Source organism: Ruegeria sp. BE10 (assembly GCF_056538905.1).
In genome coordinates this window covers 1-16,215 of sequence record NZ_JBQFTX010000014.1, presented here as the reverse complement: position 1 = coordinate 16,215, position 16,215 = coordinate 1, and the positions used below count along the sequence as shown (strand labels likewise).

At 55.4% G+C, this 16,215-nt stretch carries 17 protein-coding genes and 1 pseudogene; 11 read left to right on the top strand and 7 right to left on the bottom strand.

Going from position 1 to position 16,215, the window contains the following annotated elements; all coding sequences use genetic code 11:
- From ACR0M2_RS20495 to ACR0M2_RS20485, 3 genes and pseudogenes are all read left to right on the top strand, one after another.
- Positions 1–182 (top strand): annotated as a pseudogene (locus ACR0M2_RS20495) (CoA ester lyase); the annotation flags it as partial.
- A 7-nt stretch (positions 183–189) separates the two neighbouring features.
- Entirely contained in the window at positions 190–1,473 is a 1,284-nt protein-coding gene (locus tag ACR0M2_RS20490; RefSeq protein ID WP_480706870.1) for a glycerate kinase type-2 family protein, read from the top strand.
- Between the two features lie 552 nt (positions 1,474–2,025).
- Positions 2,026–2,655, top strand: a complete 630-nt coding sequence (locus ACR0M2_RS20485) for a helix-turn-helix domain-containing protein (protein ID WP_170379885.1) — start codon at positions 2,026–2,028, stop codon at positions 2,653–2,655.
- On the opposite strand, the gene ACR0M2_RS20480 is transcribed toward ACR0M2_RS20485, so the two are convergent.
- From ACR0M2_RS20480 to ACR0M2_RS20460, 5 genes are read right to left on the bottom strand one after another with little or no spacing between them, the layout of a single operon-like run.
- Positions 2,633–3,130, bottom strand: a complete 498-nt coding sequence (locus ACR0M2_RS20480; RefSeq protein ID WP_480706868.1) for a GNAT family N-acetyltransferase — start codon at positions 3,128–3,130, stop codon at positions 2,633–2,635. The genes ACR0M2_RS20485 and ACR0M2_RS20480 overlap by 23 nt on opposite strands.
- 28 nt (positions 3,131–3,158) lie before the next feature.
- The gene (locus ACR0M2_RS20475) at positions 3,159–4,226 is read right to left on the bottom strand and encodes a heme-dependent oxidative N-demethylase family protein (protein ID WP_170362861.1); all 1,068 of its coding nucleotides are present in this window, start codon (positions 4,224–4,226) and stop codon (positions 3,159–3,161) included.
- Positions 4,227–4,239: 13 nt separating this feature from the next.
- Positions 4,240–5,202: a PDR/VanB family oxidoreductase gene (locus tag ACR0M2_RS20470; protein ID WP_170352114.1), complete on the bottom strand. Its 963-nt coding sequence runs from the start codon at positions 5,200–5,202 to the stop codon at positions 4,240–4,242.
- A complete protein-coding gene (locus ACR0M2_RS20465; protein WP_170379889.1) occupies positions 5,199–5,795 on the bottom strand; it encodes a dimethylamine monooxygenase subunit DmmA family protein in 597 nt (198 codons plus the stop codon). Before ACR0M2_RS20465 ends, ACR0M2_RS20470 begins: the two co-directional genes overlap by 4 nt.
- A gap of 55 nt (positions 5,796–5,850) precedes the next feature.
- Positions 5,851–6,996, bottom strand: a complete 1,146-nt coding sequence (locus ACR0M2_RS20460) for an aminomethyl transferase family protein (protein ID WP_170533708.1) — start codon at positions 6,994–6,996, stop codon at positions 5,851–5,853.
- 342 nt (positions 6,997–7,338) lie between these two features.
- Between ACR0M2_RS20460 and ACR0M2_RS20455 the strand changes: the two genes are divergently transcribed.
- The 7 genes from ACR0M2_RS20455 (at position 7,339) to ACR0M2_RS20425 (ending at position 14,232) form a co-directional block, all read left to right on the top strand.
- Positions 7,339–8,712 carry an ammonium transporter gene (locus ACR0M2_RS20455; protein WP_170362869.1) on the top strand — a complete coding sequence of 458 codons (1,374 nt, stop codon included), beginning with the start codon at positions 7,339–7,341 and terminating at the stop codon, positions 8,710–8,712.
- 11 nt (positions 8,713–8,723) lie between these two features.
- Positions 8,724–8,939: a hypothetical protein gene (locus ACR0M2_RS20450; RefSeq protein ID WP_170352110.1), complete on the top strand. Its 216-nt coding sequence runs from the start codon at positions 8,724–8,726 to the stop codon at positions 8,937–8,939.
- 146 nt (positions 8,940–9,085) lie between these two features.
- Positions 9,086–10,015 carry a class II glutamine amidotransferase gene (locus ACR0M2_RS20445; protein ID WP_170415088.1) on the top strand — a complete coding sequence of 310 codons (930 nt, stop codon included), beginning with the start codon at positions 9,086–9,088 and terminating at the stop codon, positions 10,013–10,015.
- Position 10,016: 1 nt separating this feature from the next.
- Positions 10,017–10,700 (top strand): GltB/FmdC/FwdC-like GXGXG domain-containing protein, encoded by a 684-nt coding sequence (locus ACR0M2_RS20440; RefSeq protein ID WP_170362873.1) that lies wholly within the window; start codon positions 10,017–10,019, stop codon positions 10,698–10,700.
- 20 nt (positions 10,701–10,720) lie between these two features.
- Complete coding sequence (locus ACR0M2_RS20435) at positions 10,721–12,049, top strand: FMN-binding glutamate synthase family protein (RefSeq protein ID WP_170352119.1); 1,329 nt, start codon at positions 10,721–10,723, stop codon at positions 12,047–12,049.
- A gap of 79 nt (positions 12,050–12,128) precedes the next feature.
- Positions 12,129–13,457, top strand: a complete 1,329-nt coding sequence (glnT, locus tag ACR0M2_RS20430) for a type III glutamate--ammonia ligase (protein WP_170362875.1) — start codon at positions 12,129–12,131, stop codon at positions 13,455–13,457.
- 64 nt (positions 13,458–13,521) lie between these two features.
- A complete protein-coding gene (locus tag ACR0M2_RS20425; RefSeq protein ID WP_480706866.1) occupies positions 13,522–14,232 on the top strand; it encodes a type 1 glutamine amidotransferase in 711 nt (236 codons plus the stop codon).
- A 10-nt stretch (positions 14,233–14,242) separates the two neighbouring features.
- Here the strand turns inward: ACR0M2_RS20425 and ACR0M2_RS20420 are convergent, their stop codons facing one another.
- Positions 14,243–14,677: a group II truncated hemoglobin gene (locus ACR0M2_RS20420; protein ID WP_480706864.1), complete on the bottom strand. Its 435-nt coding sequence runs from the start codon at positions 14,675–14,677 to the stop codon at positions 14,243–14,245.
- Positions 14,678–14,818: 141 nt separating this feature from the next.
- Here ACR0M2_RS20420 and ACR0M2_RS20415 point away from each other — a divergent pair, with 141 nt between their 5' ends.
- The gene (locus ACR0M2_RS20415; protein WP_480706862.1) at positions 14,819–15,661 is read left to right on the top strand and encodes an EamA family transporter; all 843 of its coding nucleotides are present in this window, start codon (positions 14,819–14,821) and stop codon (positions 15,659–15,661) included.
- Here ACR0M2_RS20415 and ACR0M2_RS20410 read toward each other — a convergent pair.
- Complete coding sequence (locus ACR0M2_RS20410; protein ID WP_480706860.1) at positions 15,646–15,954, bottom strand: hypothetical protein; 309 nt, start codon at positions 15,952–15,954, stop codon at positions 15,646–15,648. The genes ACR0M2_RS20415 and ACR0M2_RS20410 overlap by 16 nt on opposite strands.
- Positions 15,955–16,215 lie beyond the last annotated feature (261 nt).

Here is a 16,215-nt window from a genome sequence, read left to right as displayed (position 1 = left end):
ATAAGGTCATGTCGCCATCCGAGGCCGAAGTCACCAAGGCACAGCGCATTCTTGTCGCCATGGCCGAGGCTGAATCGGCGGGCAAAGGCGCGGTGTCTCTGGATGGCCGTCTGATCGACTATGCCTCAATCCGTCAGGCCGAAGTGCTGGTCGAAAAAGCAGGCCAGATCGCAGCAGCTTGATCGCATCATGACTGTGCAATCGTCCATATCGCTGCGCGATAGAGCCGCCGCCATCTTTGCCGAAGCCGTCGCCGCGGCGGACCCGGCGAAGTGCCTGCGCCAGCGGTTGCAATCAGCCCCATTGCCGTCACCAGAACCTGGCGGGCGAAGCATCCTGATTGCAATTGGGAAGGCTGCCCCTGCCATGATGGAGGAGGCATTGCAGCATGTTCAGGGCGACCATGTCGCCCTGATCGTAACCCATAGCGACAACCGGAGCGAAGTCCCCGGTGCGACGGTTTTGACCAGCGGGCACCCCATCCCAGATGAACGCGGTTTGAAAGCCGGGCGACAGATCATCGCATTGCTCAGCGCAGCACGTAAGCAGGATCAAATCATTGCACTGATCTCCGGCGGGGGGTCGGCCTTGGTTCCCGCGCCTGTTGATGGTTTGACCCTTTTGGACAAAATTGCGGTCAATGAGGTTTTGTTGTCTTCCGGGCTGGACATCGTTCAGATGAACCTTGTGCGCCAGCACCTGAGCCAGCTCAAAGGCGGCGGGTTTTTGCTGCACGGCGCACCTGCCCCGATCACGGCGTATATCCTGTCGGATGTCATCGGTGATGATCTTCGGGCCGTAGCCAGCGGACCAACCGCCTTACCAATCGGCAGCCACGCGGACGCCCGCAGAACCTGCATCGAGGCCGGGATCTGGCACCGGCTACCAAAAGCCGTCCGTGCCCATCTGGAGAAGAGTATTCCTGAACATACCATAGCAGTTGAGGCAACAAATAGCCTAATTGGGTCGAACACAATTAGTTTGGAAGCCGCGTTTCGCTATGCGGCGCAGAACTACCGTACTGAAATTGTGTCCGACGCGTTGATTGGAGATGTGTCCGACGTGGCTGAACGGATTTTCCAAGCAGCCTTGTCCGCCACTTCGAACCGCCCAACCGCCCTGCTGTTTGGTGGTGAAACGACTGTACGTCTGCAAGGAAAGGGTTGCGGCGGGCGCAACCAGGAATTGGCACTGCGCGTCGCCCAACTGACGCAAGACCGCACGATACCCGGAAATTGGGTTTTTCTTAGCGGTGGTACGGATGGCCGCGACGGCCCAACCTCGGCGGCTGGCGCGATAGTGGATGCAGGGACGCTTACCCGAATCCGCGCGTCGGGACATGACCCTACCGCTCTGTTGGCGAGCAACGACAGTCATAAGGCTTTGACGCTGTCTGGTGATCTTCTGATGACCGGAGCGACCGGGACCAATGTAGCCGACATTCAGGTAATGCTGCTTGGGTCTAACGTTTGAAAGCCCGCGAATAGATCAGCAGATACTTAGATCTGTATTAAGCGATCTTCAGGTTTCAAACTCATCAAAGAGACACACACCGACCACAATTGCTGGATGCTGGCGGGGAACGATTTCGAACCCAAGCCGAACTATGGCAAAGTGATCAAGGGTGTCGGGGAGTCGTCACACCAACTTATAGTCGACAAAGAAATTCTGATGTTCGAATTTCGAGCGGCCCCTGTTTGTCTCACTCTCGGAGTTAGAGATGGTTGTTTTCAATGCGAACGTTCAGGCCTTAGTACAACCAATTATCCAGATTCGGTACAATCTCGTTTGCTACCCACGGCGGTTCTATCACAGAGGTCAGGCATGCTATCGGTAATACCGTCTAGTCATAGAAATTTGAGTTCTAGAATTTTTCTGTCAGCATCATTATTTTACTAGCAGGAAAAAATGGTGCTATGGTAGACCGAGTTGGATTGGGTAATGCACGTCGTCTACTTGCAGAACCCGTTTGGACAAGTGTAGCAAGACATTGAAAGAACGAAATTGAAAAAAACCGACAAAGAAATGGCGACAAATCTGACACAGGATCCACATTCTGTTCGCTCGGGTGACAGAGAAAAAGTTCTTGAAGTTGCCATTGGTCGCGAGGTTCGCGCTTTTCGCAAAAAGCAGAATACTACGGTCGCGGAATTGGCTCAGCTGACCGGATTGTCGATTGGTATGCTGTCCAAGATCGAAAACGGGAACACATCGCCTTCCCTGACGACTTTGCAATCGCTTGCTGATGCACTTTCAGTTCCTCTGACAAGCTTTTTCAGACAATTTGAAGAGCGCCGCGAGGCGGTTCATACCAAAGCGGGTGAAGGCGTCGAGTTAGAGCGCGAAGGAACACGCGCCAATCATCAATATAATTTGTTGGGGCATATTGGTGCAAACGGTTCTGGGGTAATCGTAGAGCCCTACCTGATCACCCTGACCGTTGAATCCGACGTGTTCCCAACATTTCAACATGATGGAATCGAGACGATCTACATGCTGGAAGGCGAGGTAGATTACCGTCACGGAGACAAGATTTACCCCCTGAAACCGGGTGACACCTTGTTCTTTGACGCCGACGCACCGCATGGTCCAGAACGGTTGGTGAATCTGCCGGCACGCTACATTTCAGTGATCAGCTATCCGCAGACAAATTGACCGGCTTGCGCAACAAGAAATCCGTGGGTCTGTCACAGCCGACGTGGCTGCCGGTACTTACGATTGTAAATCCAAGCCTTGAAAACACACGGTGGTTTTCAGTGAGTTCCACGCGCGTTTCCAGTTCCAACGCTGATAGACCAAGGTCTGCTGCACGACTTGCAGCGTGATCTACCAAAGTGCGGCAGATACCCCGCCCCCGCATTCCTTCCTTCACCGCCAGCTTTCCAAGGTACAAGCTGTTGGCTTTGGGCGTCAAAAACATGCACGCGAATAGCGGTTGGCCCATGGCCCAGATTTCACCACCGCCCCTACAATGCGCCTGCATTCCTTCCACTGTTAGATTATGGATAGACGAAGGAGGATTAATTCGGGCATCCATATACCGAAATGACGCGCGAAGCAGTGCAAGCGCGTCATACAATGCGAAGTCATCGGGCTGAATGAGCCAAGGTGTTTTGCCTGCATCAGTCATTTGAGCCAAAACACGTCAAGGTGATCGCTTACTTTGACAAAGGCGGCTCTGTTTCCAGATCCGGCCATATACCGGGAGAGGTCGGTAATCCGTCGTCAAACTGACTAAGGTAGTCCAACATCATTGGGCGGTTGTCGATAAACCCCTTGTAGGTGGCGAGTTCAACCGGAAGGTCGCGAACAACACGGTGCAGCCGGCGACCCCATTTCGGCACCGTCATCAGATCTTGAAAACTGCAAAGATAACAACGGATTGGGAATACTAGCGCGTTTGATCGCGGCAATCGGAAGAATGTTTGCAATTCGACCCGAAGATGCTGCTTATGGGCTATGTTTTCGGGCGTCAGTGTGGTCTTTTGGATGCCCCATTTGTGATAGTTTTCCGGGCTGGTATCCAACAGCGGGTTCACCGTCATGGTCCAGTTCAGCCGCCGTGCTGGCGCGCCCTGTTGAATGTTCAGCAGAAACTTCAGCGCGCGCTTGAAAATCCCCATCTCATGGGCTTTTGGAACCGGCGCGTGCCATTCGAAAAAATTCATACCGATGTCGAAATCCAGGCTCCAATCGGCCTGGGTCGTGACCATACCAGCGTCCATCCACAACATCTCGTCCCGCTGGTCCAGCACTGCGAAATCGCCTTGCGCCTGACGGGTAATGTACTCCATCGGCCCGTAAGGCAGCGTGGTTTCATCCATGAAGGTAAAGCTGTGATCGATCCCCAGTGGCTTGTTGATCCAGCGCCACTGATTGCCGTTGCGGTGCAGTTCGAACAGGTCTGGGTAGTCCTCGGATTTGCTGACCATGATCAGTTCCAGCAGGTCCCAGCCCGCCAATGTCATATGCGGCAGAGACTGACAGCGCAGCGGGTCCTGATCAAGAACGATGGCGCGGTCTTTCATTTCCGAGACATAGTGTTCATCCACGTCGAACCGCATCTCATAGACCGAGCCCTCAGGCCCGCCCCGGTGCTGTTCCATGTTGACAGAATACATGTAGCTGTCTTCGTGGAACGGAAACGGAAAGCGTTTGATCGCCCATTCCGAGTTGTGGAACGTATAGTCGTCGCGGAAGGACTCGTCGTTGAATTGAATGGTCATGGTGGGCCTCCTCTCAGCGGTCCAGCACGAGGGACTTGCCCTCGAAACGCGATACGCAGGGCATGATTTTCTTGCCTGCTGCCTTTTCTTCGTCGGTCAGCCAGTGATCGCGATGAACAAAATTGCCGTCGTGATCCAACACAACGGTTTCGCATTGGCCACAGGCCCCGCCTCGGCACAGATACGGGGCGTCGACACCTTCGCGTTCGATAGCCTCCAAAAGGCTTTCGTTTTCACCCACATGAATGACCTTGTCGGAAGACGCCAGACGCACTTCGAACGGTTTGCCGGGCTGAGGCGCTAAGAATTCCTCGTAATGCACGCAGTCTTCGGGCCAGCCTTCTGCGGCGGCAGTATTGCGCACCCAATCGATCATGCCCTTTGGTCCGCAGACATAGACATGGGTGCCCAGGGGTTGCCCGCTGAGAAGGTTTTCCAGATCAATCGCCTGGTTCTGATCGTCGTAGTACAGATGCGTTTCGTTCGGATGCCTGTCTGTCAGCTGATCCGCATAAGATGCCAGCGCCTGATTACGGCACGCATAGTGCAGTTCCCAATGCCCATGCAGCAGTTCTAGCTGTTTGATCTGCGCCAGAAACGGGGTGATCCCGATACCACCGGCCAGAAACAGGTGTTTGCGGGCCCGCAAATCAAGCGAGAATAGGTTGACCGGGTAGCTGATGGTCATCTCGTCGCCCAGCTTGACCTGACGGTGCATGAACAACGACCCTCCCCTGCCCTGATCATCGCGGCGAACCGAGATCGTATAGGATGATTGATCGAACGGATCGGACATCAGGGAATAAGGGTTGAGCCGGGTGATGCCGCCATCCTGCATTTCGACCACGGTATGTGCACCGCCCGAAAAGGTTGGCAACTGACTGCCGTCAACGCGTTCGAACCGGAACCGTGTTACCAATTCGTTCAGCGGGGTAATTTCTGTAACTTTGACCTGAATTTTCTCTGCGCCACTCATTCGTAGATTCCCTTCGGCTCGGGCACGTTCCCATGGTCCTCAGCGTCAACGCGGACGCCCTGATAGGCGGCAAGGCGGCGGGAATAGTGGTCGCGCACAAAAAGGTTTAAACCACAGTGCGAGCAAACAAACGGATCGACCTCGACATCATCGGTAATGCCCTTGCAGTGCACACATTGCATACGGCGCGCAGTCGAGCCGCGATGCTCGGTCTGGATCGCGGTATGTGGCAAGCCAACAGCCATCACCTCATTCATAGCCTGACCCATCATGCCCTCTGTGCCGGTCAGATAGACCTGCAACCCCATATGCGCATCCTCCAGCACACGGCGAATGCGCTGTAGCGCGGCCTCATAGGACGGGCCTTCGTAGAATTGCGCGGGATTCAGCGCTTGCAGTTTTGTCGTGAAATCCGTCCCTTTGGGAATATAGATCAAGTGGGTTTTGGCCATCAGGTCAGGTGTCGCGATGTCAAGAACGGCTTCGGCCCCTTCGGCCTCGGCGATCATGAGATGATGTTCACCTGAGCGAACCTCTAGCGTACCCCAGACCGGGCGGCTTGCGATTGACTTGGGAAATTCGAACTTTGACATTTTGCCCTCAAATAGGAAAAGGGCGCCTCGGTGTGTCCGTTGCGCCCCCTTAAACTCAGCCCTTTGCGGTTCTGATCGATTTGTCCTGGTCGTAGAACGGCATCTCTTCCGCAGTCGCTGCTATTTCTGTCCCGTCGCCGTTTCGTACCGTCAGCTGGGTGCCGGGTGAGGCACAGGCGACTGGCATCCGCGCGATACCTACGTTGTGGCCATTGATCTCGGAATACATGCCGAAGGTGACAACGCCGACCTTTTCGCCGTTTTGCAGCAGATCCGCACCCTCATCCGCCGGAATTGTACCGTCCAGTTTGACACCGTAGATCTTGAACCGCTCTTTACCTTTCAAGGCGTAGTGGTTCTCGGCACCGATAAAACCAGTTTTGCCCGGTGAGACTGTAAATTCCAGGCCCAGTTCCCAAAGCGTATCGCCGCATGTTTCATCGTCGAACGGATAGGTTTCCGAATTGTCGCCTGGATAGAACAGAAGGTAGCTTTCGGTTCGCAGCAGATCGAGTGTCGAGAACTGGACCGGAACGATGCCCATATCCTTGCCTTCGGCCAGGATGTTGTCCCAAAGGTGCACGGCATGCTTGGCCTGACAGAAAATCTCGTACCCGCGTTCACCGGTGTAGCCGGTCCGCGAAATCATCACCGGGCAGCCATAGAGCTTGGTTTGCATGATACCGAAGTAGGCCAGATCACGAATTCCGGGAACATGCTTGGCCAGGAAGTCCACCGCAACCGGTCCCTGCAAAGACATGTCGTGCATGTCGTCGTCAAAGATGACCGAACAATTCTTGCCAGCCGCCACTGATGTCAGCTGCTCCATGCCCGTTCCTGTGCCGTGCACGACAAGCCACGTGTTCACTGACAGGCGGTAGATGATGCAATCGTCAACGAACTTGCCTTCGGGATTCAGGATCGACGCATAAGTCGACCGACCCGGCATGATCTTTTCCACGTTCCGCGTGGTAACGCGGTCAATAACATAAGCCGCATCTTCGCCGACCACGTGAACCTTTTTCAGACCCGACACATCCATCAGACCGGCCTTAGTACGGATGGCTTCGTAATCCGCCTTGGCGCGTTCCGGGCTATGGTCATAGAACCATGCGGTTCCCATACCGTTCCAGTCTTCTAACTCGCCGCCGATCTCGGCATGGCGCTGCGCAAGGGCGGACGTCCTCCAAAGAATGGCCATTGTTCAGCTCTCCCGTTGATTGCTTTTTTGTTGACCATATTGAGGCCGATGTCAGATTGAAAATCAACACCCATGTGCAGATTTTTTTCCTGTTGGGAATATTAGGCTGCAATTTGTGCACCCTAATATAAATTACCGAGAATGGCATAAGTGGTTATTTATCAATGCCATGGGTTGAATTTCGATGGGCCTAAAAGTGCAGGAACCAAATGCCTAAAAGATGTTTGCCCCACATATCTATTGACAGGTCGCCAATGAAATTGTCCCCTGAGTAGATAAATATTCCCAGCAGGAAATTCTTCGCAGAAAGACCTCCTGCTGCAACAACAGGGAGACTACGAAGTGGATGGTAATCTAAATGCACTAACGACGGTCTTTACCGAGTTCTACTACTGGGTAACGGTCGTTTTCATGTTCCTGATCCATGTGGGCTTTTGCATGTACGAGGTCGGTGCCAGTCGTGCCCGCAACCATATGCACACATTGATGAAAAACATCATGATCATCCCGCTGGTAACGGTCACATTCTTCTTCTTTGGATGGTGGATTTACTGGGCCTTTCCGAACTTTCCGTTCTGGGGCGGTCTGGACACCGAAGCGGGCGCTGCCAATCTGCCCTGGGCTGATACGATGGCGACTAATTTAAGTGACAGAATCACCGGCGTCTTCTGGGCCGCGTTCTTGCTGTTCTCATGGACTGCCGCCTCGATCGTTTCAGGTTCTGTAATCGAGCGGATCAGATCCTCTGCCCTGTGGGTCCATGCTGTAATGATTGGTTCTGTTTGGTGGATCATAGACGCTGCGTGGGGCTGGCACTATGGCGGCTGGATGGTACGCCTTCTTGGTTACCACGACGCCTATGCTTCAGGCGTTATCCACGCGATTGCAGGTGGCTACGCGCTTGGCGTGATTATGGTTCTGGGTCCACGCCTGGGTAAATTTGCCAAGGACGGTACGCCGCGGGATATTCCGCCGCACAACCCCTGGATGCTAACCATCGGGATATTCCTTATCTACACTGGTTTCTGGGGCTTCTACGCCGCGTGTAACGTTCCAGCGATCTCGCCTGAGGCAATCGACGGTCAAATCACAGGTGTGACTTGGACCGCAACCAACATCTATCTGGCCCCAACTACGCTCTCCGCGATTACCTTCAACTTCCTGATGTCGCTGTCCGGCGGGTTGATGGCAGCGTATGTGGTTTCCAAAGGCGACGCCTTCTGGACATTCTCGGGCGGTCTGGCCGGAATTATCACCGCCTCGGCAGGTAACGATCTGTATCACCCGATCCAGGCAATGATCATTGCCGCCATCGGTGTCGTGATCGTTTACAAACTGCACTATTGGGTTGAGCGTCGGTTCAAGCTGGATGATGCCGTTGGGGCTGTCGCCGTGCATGGCTACGCAGGGTTCGTTGGCTTGGTGATTTCGGGCTTTGTCCTCTGGGGTGTGCCTTCTTCTCCATATGAAGGCTACGCGACGATTAACCCGGTCGGTCAAATCACTGGTGCTGTCATCATGTTCTTTGTTCTTGGCTTCTTGCCAGGTTGGATTCTGGCGAAAATTCAATCGGCCGCTGGTGTTCTGCGCATCCCGGAAGAAGTTGAACTTCAGGGTCTCGATTACGCTGAACACCATGCCTACGAAGACGCCAAAGCCGCGATTATTGCAGCCGACAAGGAAGAACTGGCTGCCCGTGGCGTAGCAGCTAAGTAAGGGAGAATAATATGTCTACCAATGGATATACAAATTGGGCCGTGGATCTGGCCGAAGTCGGACCAATCTATCCCTTCCAAGGTTACGAAGTTCTGATGGTCATTGTGGGCGTCATATTCTGGATCGGATGGCATCGCATCCAATTTGTCCGGGAAGGCGAGCACCTTGAGAAAGCCCGTCACACCGGCGACGAAGAAAAAGTGAAAGCACAGCTGGAACGATACTGATCCGGCTTTGAAAGCTGGCAATGGGCATAAATCTAAATTCTTGCCCATTGCCTCTCAGGAAAATTTATTTCCTATGATTATTGATGTCCGTTTGAATTGTTGGTACCGTAGAATCATAACGAAACACACAAGGAGATCTGCCAGCCATGTGCGGAATTGTTGGATTATTCCTCAAAGACCAGTCTCTTGCGCCCCAACTGGGCAATATGCTGACAGACATGCTGATCACGATGACGGATCGGGGCCCCGACAGCGCGGGGATTGCGATTTATGGTGAGGAATTAGGTGGCAAGACTAAGATGACGCTGCAGTCGCCCAATCCCAAGGACGACTTTGCCGGTCTAGCCGAAGAGCTGGGGCAGCACTTAGGCCTGGTGGTAAGCCAGACTGATAATGACACGCACACTGTGCTTGAAGTTCCGGCCGGGCAGTTTGAAGCGGCGCGGGCCGCGTTGGCAGAGATCCGGCCTTCGGTCCGGATCATGAGCCGGGGCGAGATGCTGGAGATCTACAAGGAAGTTGGCCTACCCAAAGACGTGGCCGCGCGCTTTGACATCAGCAGCATGAGCGGCACGCATGGCATTGGTCATACACGCATGGCGACGGAATCTGCGGTCACGACGATGGGTGCGCACCCGTTCAACACCGGACCCGATCAGTGTCTGGTTCACAACGGCTCGCTGTCAAACCACAACTCGCTGCGCCGCAAGCTGCGTCGCGAAGGAGTGGTAATCCAAACCGAAAACGATACCGAGGTCGGTGCCGCCTATCTGACCTGGAAGATGATGAACGGGGCCACCTTGGGTGAGGCGCTGGAAAGCAGCCTTGAGGATCTGGATGGCTTCTTCACCTTTGTTGTCGGCACCAAGGATGGGTTCGGCGTGGTCCGCGATCCGATCGCCTGCAAACCGGCAGTAATGGCCGAGACCGATCAATACGTGGCCTTTGGCAGCGAATATCGGGCGCTTGTGAACCTGCCCGGCATTGAAGACGCCCGCGTCTGGGAGCCGGAACCGGCAACGGTTTACTTCTGGTCCCACAACGACAGCCCGACAACGACGGAAAAGGCCGCCTGACATGCAGACCTATGATCTTGAAGCAAACGGCCTGCGCGGGCTGAACGCAACGCTGCAATCGCAATCCACCGAGACGAACCAAACCAGTTGGGAGGTTGTGAACCCCAAGGGCAGCCACGCGATTGCCGTCGGGCTGGACGCGCCCATCGAAGTGACAGTCAAGGGGTCCACCGGCTACTACTGCGCTGGCATGAACCAGCAGGCGACGGTCAAGGTTGAAGGCTCGGTCGGGCCTGGCGTGGCCGAGAACATGATGTCCGGTCAGGTGATCGTCGATGGCGATGCCAGCCAGTATGCCGGGGCCACGGGTCATGGCGGGTTGCTTGTGATCAAGGGCAATGCAAGCTCGCGTTGCGGAATTTCGATGAAAGGCATCGACATCGTTGTGCATGGCAGTATCGGCCACATGTCGGCCTTTATGGCACAGGCCGGTAACCTTGTGGTCTGTGGCGATGCAGGCGACGCGCTTGGCGACTCGCTGTATGAAGCGCGACTGTTCGTGCGCGGCTCGGTCAAAAGTCTCGGCGCTGACTGCATCGAGAAAGAGATGCGCCCCGAGCACCTGGAGATTCTGAAGGACCTGCTGGATCGCGCAGGCGCGGACGCCAGTCCGGAAGAGTTCAAACGCTACGGCTCAGCTCGCGAACTGTACAACTTCGACATCGACAATTCCGCCGCTTACTGAGGAAGAAGGGTATGAAAGATATGGACGATCAGATCCCCCGCACCCTGCCGATCCAGTCGGCGACATTTTCCAACCCGATCAATGCCGAGATCCGTCGCGCCGCAGCCACGGGCATCTATGACATCCGCGGTGGCGGTGCCAAGCGCAAGGTGCCCCATTTTGACGACTTGCTGTTTCTGGGCGCGTCGGTGTCACGCTATCCGTTGGAAGGCTATCGCGAACGCTGCGACACCTCGGTAACGCTGGGCACGCGCTTTGCCAAGAAACCGATCGAACTGGACATTCCGATCACCATTGCGGGCATGAGCTTTGGCGCGCTCTCTGGCCCGGCGAAAGAAGCCTTGGGCCGGGGCGCATCGGCAGCTGGCACGTCAACCACCACCGGTGACGGCGGTATGACACCCGAGGAACGCGGTCACTCCAGCAAGCTGGTCTACCAGTATCTGCCCTCGCGCTATGGCATGAACCCAAACGACCTGAGGAAGGCCGACGCGATCGAGATCGTGGTCGGTCAGGGTGCCAAACCCGGTGGCGGCGGTATGCTGCTGGGACAGAAGATTAGCGACCGTGTGGCCGAAATGCGCACCTTGCCCAAGGGTATCGACCAGCGCTCGGCCTGTCGCCATCCTGACTGGACCGGCCCGGATGATCTGGAAATCAAGATCCTCGAACTGCGTGAGATTACAGACTGGCAAGTGCCGATTTATGTCAAGGTTGGCGCGACCCGCCCCTATTATGATACGGCATTGGCGGTAAAGGCCGGTGCCGATGTGGTGGTGATGGACGGGATGCAGGGCGGTACGGCCGCGACGCAGGACGTCTTTATCGAACATGTGGGCCTACCGACGCTTTCGTGCATTCGACCTGCCGTGCAGGCGCTGCAGGATCTGGGTGTGCATCGCGAGGTTCAGCTGGTGATCTCGGGCGGAATCCGCACCGGAGCCGACGTTGCCAAAGCCTTGGCGCTTGGCGCGGATGCGGTGGCCATTGGCACCGCCGCGTTGGTGGCGCTTGGCGACAACGATCCGAAATGGGAAGCCGAGTATCAGAAGCTGGGCACTACCACCGGAGCCTATGACGACTGGCACGAAGGTCAGGATCCAGCAGGCATTACTACACAGGATCCCGATCTTGCCGCCCGTCTAAACCCGGTCGAGGCCGGACGCCGTCTGCGCAACTATCTCAAGGTGATGACGCTTGAGGCACAGACCATCGCGCGGGCCTGTGGTCACAACCACTTGCACAACCTCGAACCCGAAGACCTATGCGCCCTGACCATGGAGGCAGCCGCGATGGCCCGAGTGCCCTTGGCCGGTACCAGCTGGTACCCGGGCAAAGAAGGGTTCTGAAAAATAATTGCGCGGCTCTCTGACAAGGGCCGCGTTTTGCATTTGAACAACGAAAAACAACAGGGAAAGGAAAGCCATCGTGACGACAGATCTCGCAGCTTTCGCAAAAGAAAAAGGCGTCAAATACTTCATGATCTCTTTCACCGACCTGTTCGGTGGGCAGCGGGCTAAGCTAGTGCCCGCACAGGCGATAGCCGATATGCAAGAAGATGGCGCGGGTTTTGCCGGGTTTGCTACCTGGTTGGACATGACCCCGGCGCATCCTGACATGTTGGCAGTGCCGGACCCCTCCTCAGTCATTCAATTGCCGTGGAAACCCGAGGTGGCTTGGGTTGCTGGCAACTGTGTGATGGAAGGCAAGGACGTCGCTCAGGCACCACGCAACGTGTTGAGACGCCTGATCGGTGAGGCCGCCGAAATGGGCATGCATGTCAAGACCGGCATCGAGGCCGAGTTCTTCCTGTTGACCCCTGATGGCGAACAAATCAGCGACCCGTTCGATACCGCCGAAAAACCTTGCTATGATCAGCAGGCGGTGATGCGCCGCTATGACGTGGTGCGCGAGATCTGCGACTACATGCTGGAATTGGGCTGGGGACCCTATCAGAACGACCACGAAGACGCCAATGGCCAGTTCGAAATGAACTGGGAGTTCGACGATGTCCTGCGCACCGCGGACAAGCACTCCTTCTTCAAGTTCATGACAAAGTCGGTGGCCGAAAAACACGGCTTCCGCGCTACTTTCATGCCCAAGCCCGTTGAAGGGCTGACTGGTAATGGTTGCCACGCCCATATCTCGGTCTGGGATGCGCCTGGGGCAGAGTCCAAAACGAACGTCTTTGCCGGTGAAGGCGAAGGCCCGACTGGCGAGGTTGGGCTGGGTGAACAGGGTAAGTACTTCCTGGGCGGGATCATGAAACATGCAAGTGCTCTGGCCGCGATCACCAACCCGACCGTGAACAGCTACAAGCGCATCAACGCGCCGCGCACCATGTCGGGCGCGACCTGGGCTCCCAATACCGTGACCTGGACTGGCAACAACCGCACTCACATGGTCCGAGTCCCCGGCCCGGGCCGTTTCGAGTTGCGTCTGGCCGACGGGGCCACCAACCCCTATCTTCTGCAGGCGGTCATCATCGCCGCGGGCCTGTCTGGCATCCGGTCCAAGGCTGATCCGGGGCGGCGTTGGGACATCGACATGTATGCCGAAGGACACACCGTCACCGACGCCCCTAAACTGCCGCTGAACATGCTCGACGGATTACGCGAATACGACAACGATACTGAGCTGAAAGCCATGATGGGTCAGGAATTCTCAAGCGCATTCCTCAAAATGAAACACCAGGAGTGGAACTCCTTCGTCAGTCATTTCTCACGCTGGGAAAAAGACCACACACTCGACATCTAAACAAATCAGGGGCTGCAGAAATTCTGCTGCCCCACCCCTTCGGTTAGGCAGAGACCCGCACCTCGTGAACATACTGATTTTCCAGCATACACCGGGCGAAAACCCCGGAGCATTTCTGGAGCACATTTCGTCATGCGGTGATACGGCCAGTATTGTGCATCTCTATGATGGTCAACCGATCCCGCAGCTCGACGAATTTGATTTACTTCTTGTTCTTGGCGGTCCGATGGACGTCTGGGAAATCGAAGCTAACCCATGGCTTGTGCGTGAGAAGCAAGCAATCAGGACTTGGGTTCAAGACTTCAAACGTCCTTATTTTGGTATTTGTCTGGGCCACCAACTTTTGGTTGACGCGCTAGGTGGGAAATGCGCACGCATGCAAAAGCCCGAGATCGGTGTGCATTCCATCAATCTGACTGATAACACGCGGGGTGATCCGCTGTTCGAGCTCTTGCCTCATCAATTCCGGGTGCTTCAATGGCATGGAGTTGAAGTTGTTGATCTGCCAGCCGACTCATCCATTCTGGCACAATCTGATGCCTCTGCTGTTCAGGCATTGCGGGTTTCGGACTGTGCGTGGAGCGTACAATTTCACCCCGAACTTGTTCAGGGCACGATCCAATCGTGGATGGGCGACCCCGCCAACCATCAATGCGCCGTTGATTGGCTTGGCTCTGCAGATGCAGCGTGGGAAATGGTTTCTGACAGCGACAAAATAGTTGAAGAACAATTCAAGATAACATCCAGTATCTATTACAGATTGCGACAGATCTGATCACACGCGATCAACCCGGAACCTCAAGGTTCTTTTCGCTGTCTGCTTCAACCCTCCAATCGGGGACATCGTTGACAAGCATCAGCGCAGCGCGGCGCAATGTTGTGCGCATTTTGTCCACCACTGGACCGTCCATTTCGCAATCTGCCAACGCGGCGTCAAAAGTTTCCAGCCAAAGCTCGGCATCCGCTTCACGTATCGGCACATGCGCGTGGATTTCTCGCAAGTCCATATGACCAAATCGCTCACGATAGTATGCACGACCGCCCAAAAACCCGCTCAGGAATTCGAACTGCGCCTGTCTTGTATGAGACAACCCATGACCGCGAAAATGTAGCCTGTGCAGCGAATGCACCGCCGGGTCGGTCTCCATTCGGTCGTAGAACCGCTCGATAAGAGTCCGCAGCTTTTCTTCGCCACCGAGTTGATCCAAAGCCGATGACATAGGTCTCTTCTCCGAGCTGCCGTTGTCAATAAATATTGCATATCAGGAAAATAAGTTTATCACCAGTGACATGTTGGCGCGGTTGATATCGAGAGAAGGATACGAAATTTCCGGACATTCCAAGTTGCGCGAGGCGACCGGATGAGTGCCCTTGCACTGGGTCTGCTGGCAGCATTGTGCTGGGGTTTTCACGATCTTGCCGTGCGATATGTCAGCCAATCCGTTAGCGTCATTGCCGCATTGATGGCCGTGCTGGTTGCAGGGGCATTGTTACAGTTCGGTCTTGTGGCAATCTGGGCTGGGTTCGCCCCTATGTCCGCCAAGGCAGTGTCCTACGCAGTTGCAGCGGGCGGCTTTTACTTGCTGGCTGGCCTCAGCATGTATGCTGCGTTTCAGCGCGGGCCTGTACGTCTGGTTGCCCCGCTTGTCGCCAGCTATCCGGTCCTGTCTGTCACACTTGCGATCTGGCGCGGTTCCGAGGTCAGCATCTGGCATTGGCTGGCAATCATTGCCATTGGTGCCGGCGTGTCCATTGTGTCGACTCGATCCGACGACAGTACAGAGTACCCTGCCGCCGGGCCGACGATTGCCTTTTCCATACTCGCTGCAGTCGGGTTCGCTGCAACGTTCGCTTTGGGTCAGTATGCAGCCGAACTGGGCGACGAATTCACTGTTTCATTGATTGGCCGTCTGACCGCTATCCCTGTGCTGGCAGCAATCGCTATTGCATCTCGCAAGTCGCTTTGGCCGGGCACACGAGCCCTGCCCCTGTTGTGCTTGATGGGTGCGCTCGATGCGGTGGCAATTCTGTGCGTCGTGTCTGCCGGGGGGTTGCCTAATGCCCAATACGCGTCCGTTACAGCGTCGATCTTCGGGTTGTTTACCGTTGTATTGGCCTGGGCAATTTTGCGAGAGGAAATGGCTTTCTTTCAATGGCTTGGATGCATCATTGCTTTTGTCGGAATTGGCTATCTCGCGATCTGAGCATCTCTCTTATCCAGCGCAACCCTATGGGCCTGATGGGCTGCAATCGCACTGTTCAGTATGCAATCAACTTCGCCCGGACGAACGGGTCCGGGATAGTGCCATGCCCCGGGGCGAATGAGGTCTTTGTGTCTCTGCAATTCACTTCGCAGGTTGAGTACGTCAATATGCGCAGGTACGTCAGGTAAAAGAAGGACAGCATAGACATCCACCGCCCCGTTCAGTTGTTTGATCTGAGTTTGACATTCGTCCTGCGACATATCTTTGCCCCAGAATTGCTGATCCAGTGCCATGTCTGTTTGTGCCGCACGAGTTATTAAAGCGCGGACGCGTGCAACATTCGTCGAAGAGTGGCCAATTGATACAATCACCATACGCGTGGCGCGGCCCGCCAAACGCCAATATTGTAGCACTTTGGAACTAGCAGACTTGCTACCGCCTGAGCGAAGAACGGCAGCAAATCTCAAGCTGTCAGGCCTTCGGGCTCTGGCAAGGCATTGGCGCGGCAGCAGGCCGTCAGTGTGTTGGCCAGCAGGCAGGCGATGGTCATTGGT

Coding starts and splice junctions, on each gene's coding strand:
- ACR0M2_RS20480 (WP_480706868.1), bottom strand. CDS start 3,130: ATGACTGATGCAGGCAAAACACCTTGGCTCATTCAGCCCGATGACTTC.
- ACR0M2_RS20470 (WP_170352114.1), bottom strand. CDS start 5,202: ATGAGTGGCGCAGAGAAAATTCAGGTCAAAGTTACAGAAATTACCCCG.
- ACR0M2_RS20420 (WP_480706864.1), bottom strand. CDS start 14,677: ATGTCATCGGCTTTGGATCAACTCGGTGGCGAAGAAAAGCTGCGGACT.
- ACR0M2_RS20485 (WP_170379885.1), top strand. CDS start 2,026: ATGGCGACAAATCTGACACAGGATCCACATTCTGTTCGCTCGGGTGAC.
- ACR0M2_RS20440 (WP_170362873.1), top strand. CDS start 10,017: ATGCAGACCTATGATCTTGAAGCAAACGGCCTGCGCGGGCTGAACGCA.
- ACR0M2_RS20415 (WP_480706862.1), top strand. CDS start 14,819: ATGAGTGCCCTTGCACTGGGTCTGCTGGCAGCATTGTGCTGGGGTTTT.
- ACR0M2_RS20445 (WP_170415088.1), top strand. CDS start 9,086: ATGTGCGGAATTGTTGGATTATTCCTCAAAGACCAGTCTCTTGCGCCC.
- ACR0M2_RS20435 (WP_170352119.1), top strand. CDS start 10,721: ATGGACGATCAGATCCCCCGCACCCTGCCGATCCAGTCGGCGACATTT.
- ACR0M2_RS20410 (WP_480706860.1), bottom strand. CDS start 15,954: ATGGCACTGGATCAGCAATTCTGGGGCAAAGATATGTCGCAGGACGAA.
- ACR0M2_RS20465 (WP_170379889.1), bottom strand. CDS start 5,795: ATGTCAAAGTTCGAATTTCCCAAGTCAATCGCAAGCCGCCCGGTCTGG.
- ACR0M2_RS20450 (WP_170352110.1), top strand. CDS start 8,724: ATGTCTACCAATGGATATACAAATTGGGCCGTGGATCTGGCCGAAGTC.
- ACR0M2_RS20490 (WP_480706870.1), top strand. CDS start 190: ATGACTGTGCAATCGTCCATATCGCTGCGCGATAGAGCCGCCGCCATC.
- ACR0M2_RS20475 (WP_170362861.1), bottom strand. CDS start 4,226: ATGACCATTCAATTCAACGACGAGTCCTTCCGCGACGACTATACGTTC.
- ACR0M2_RS20460 (WP_170533708.1), bottom strand. CDS start 6,996: ATGGCCATTCTTTGGAGGACGTCCGCCCTTGCGCAGCGCCATGCCGAG.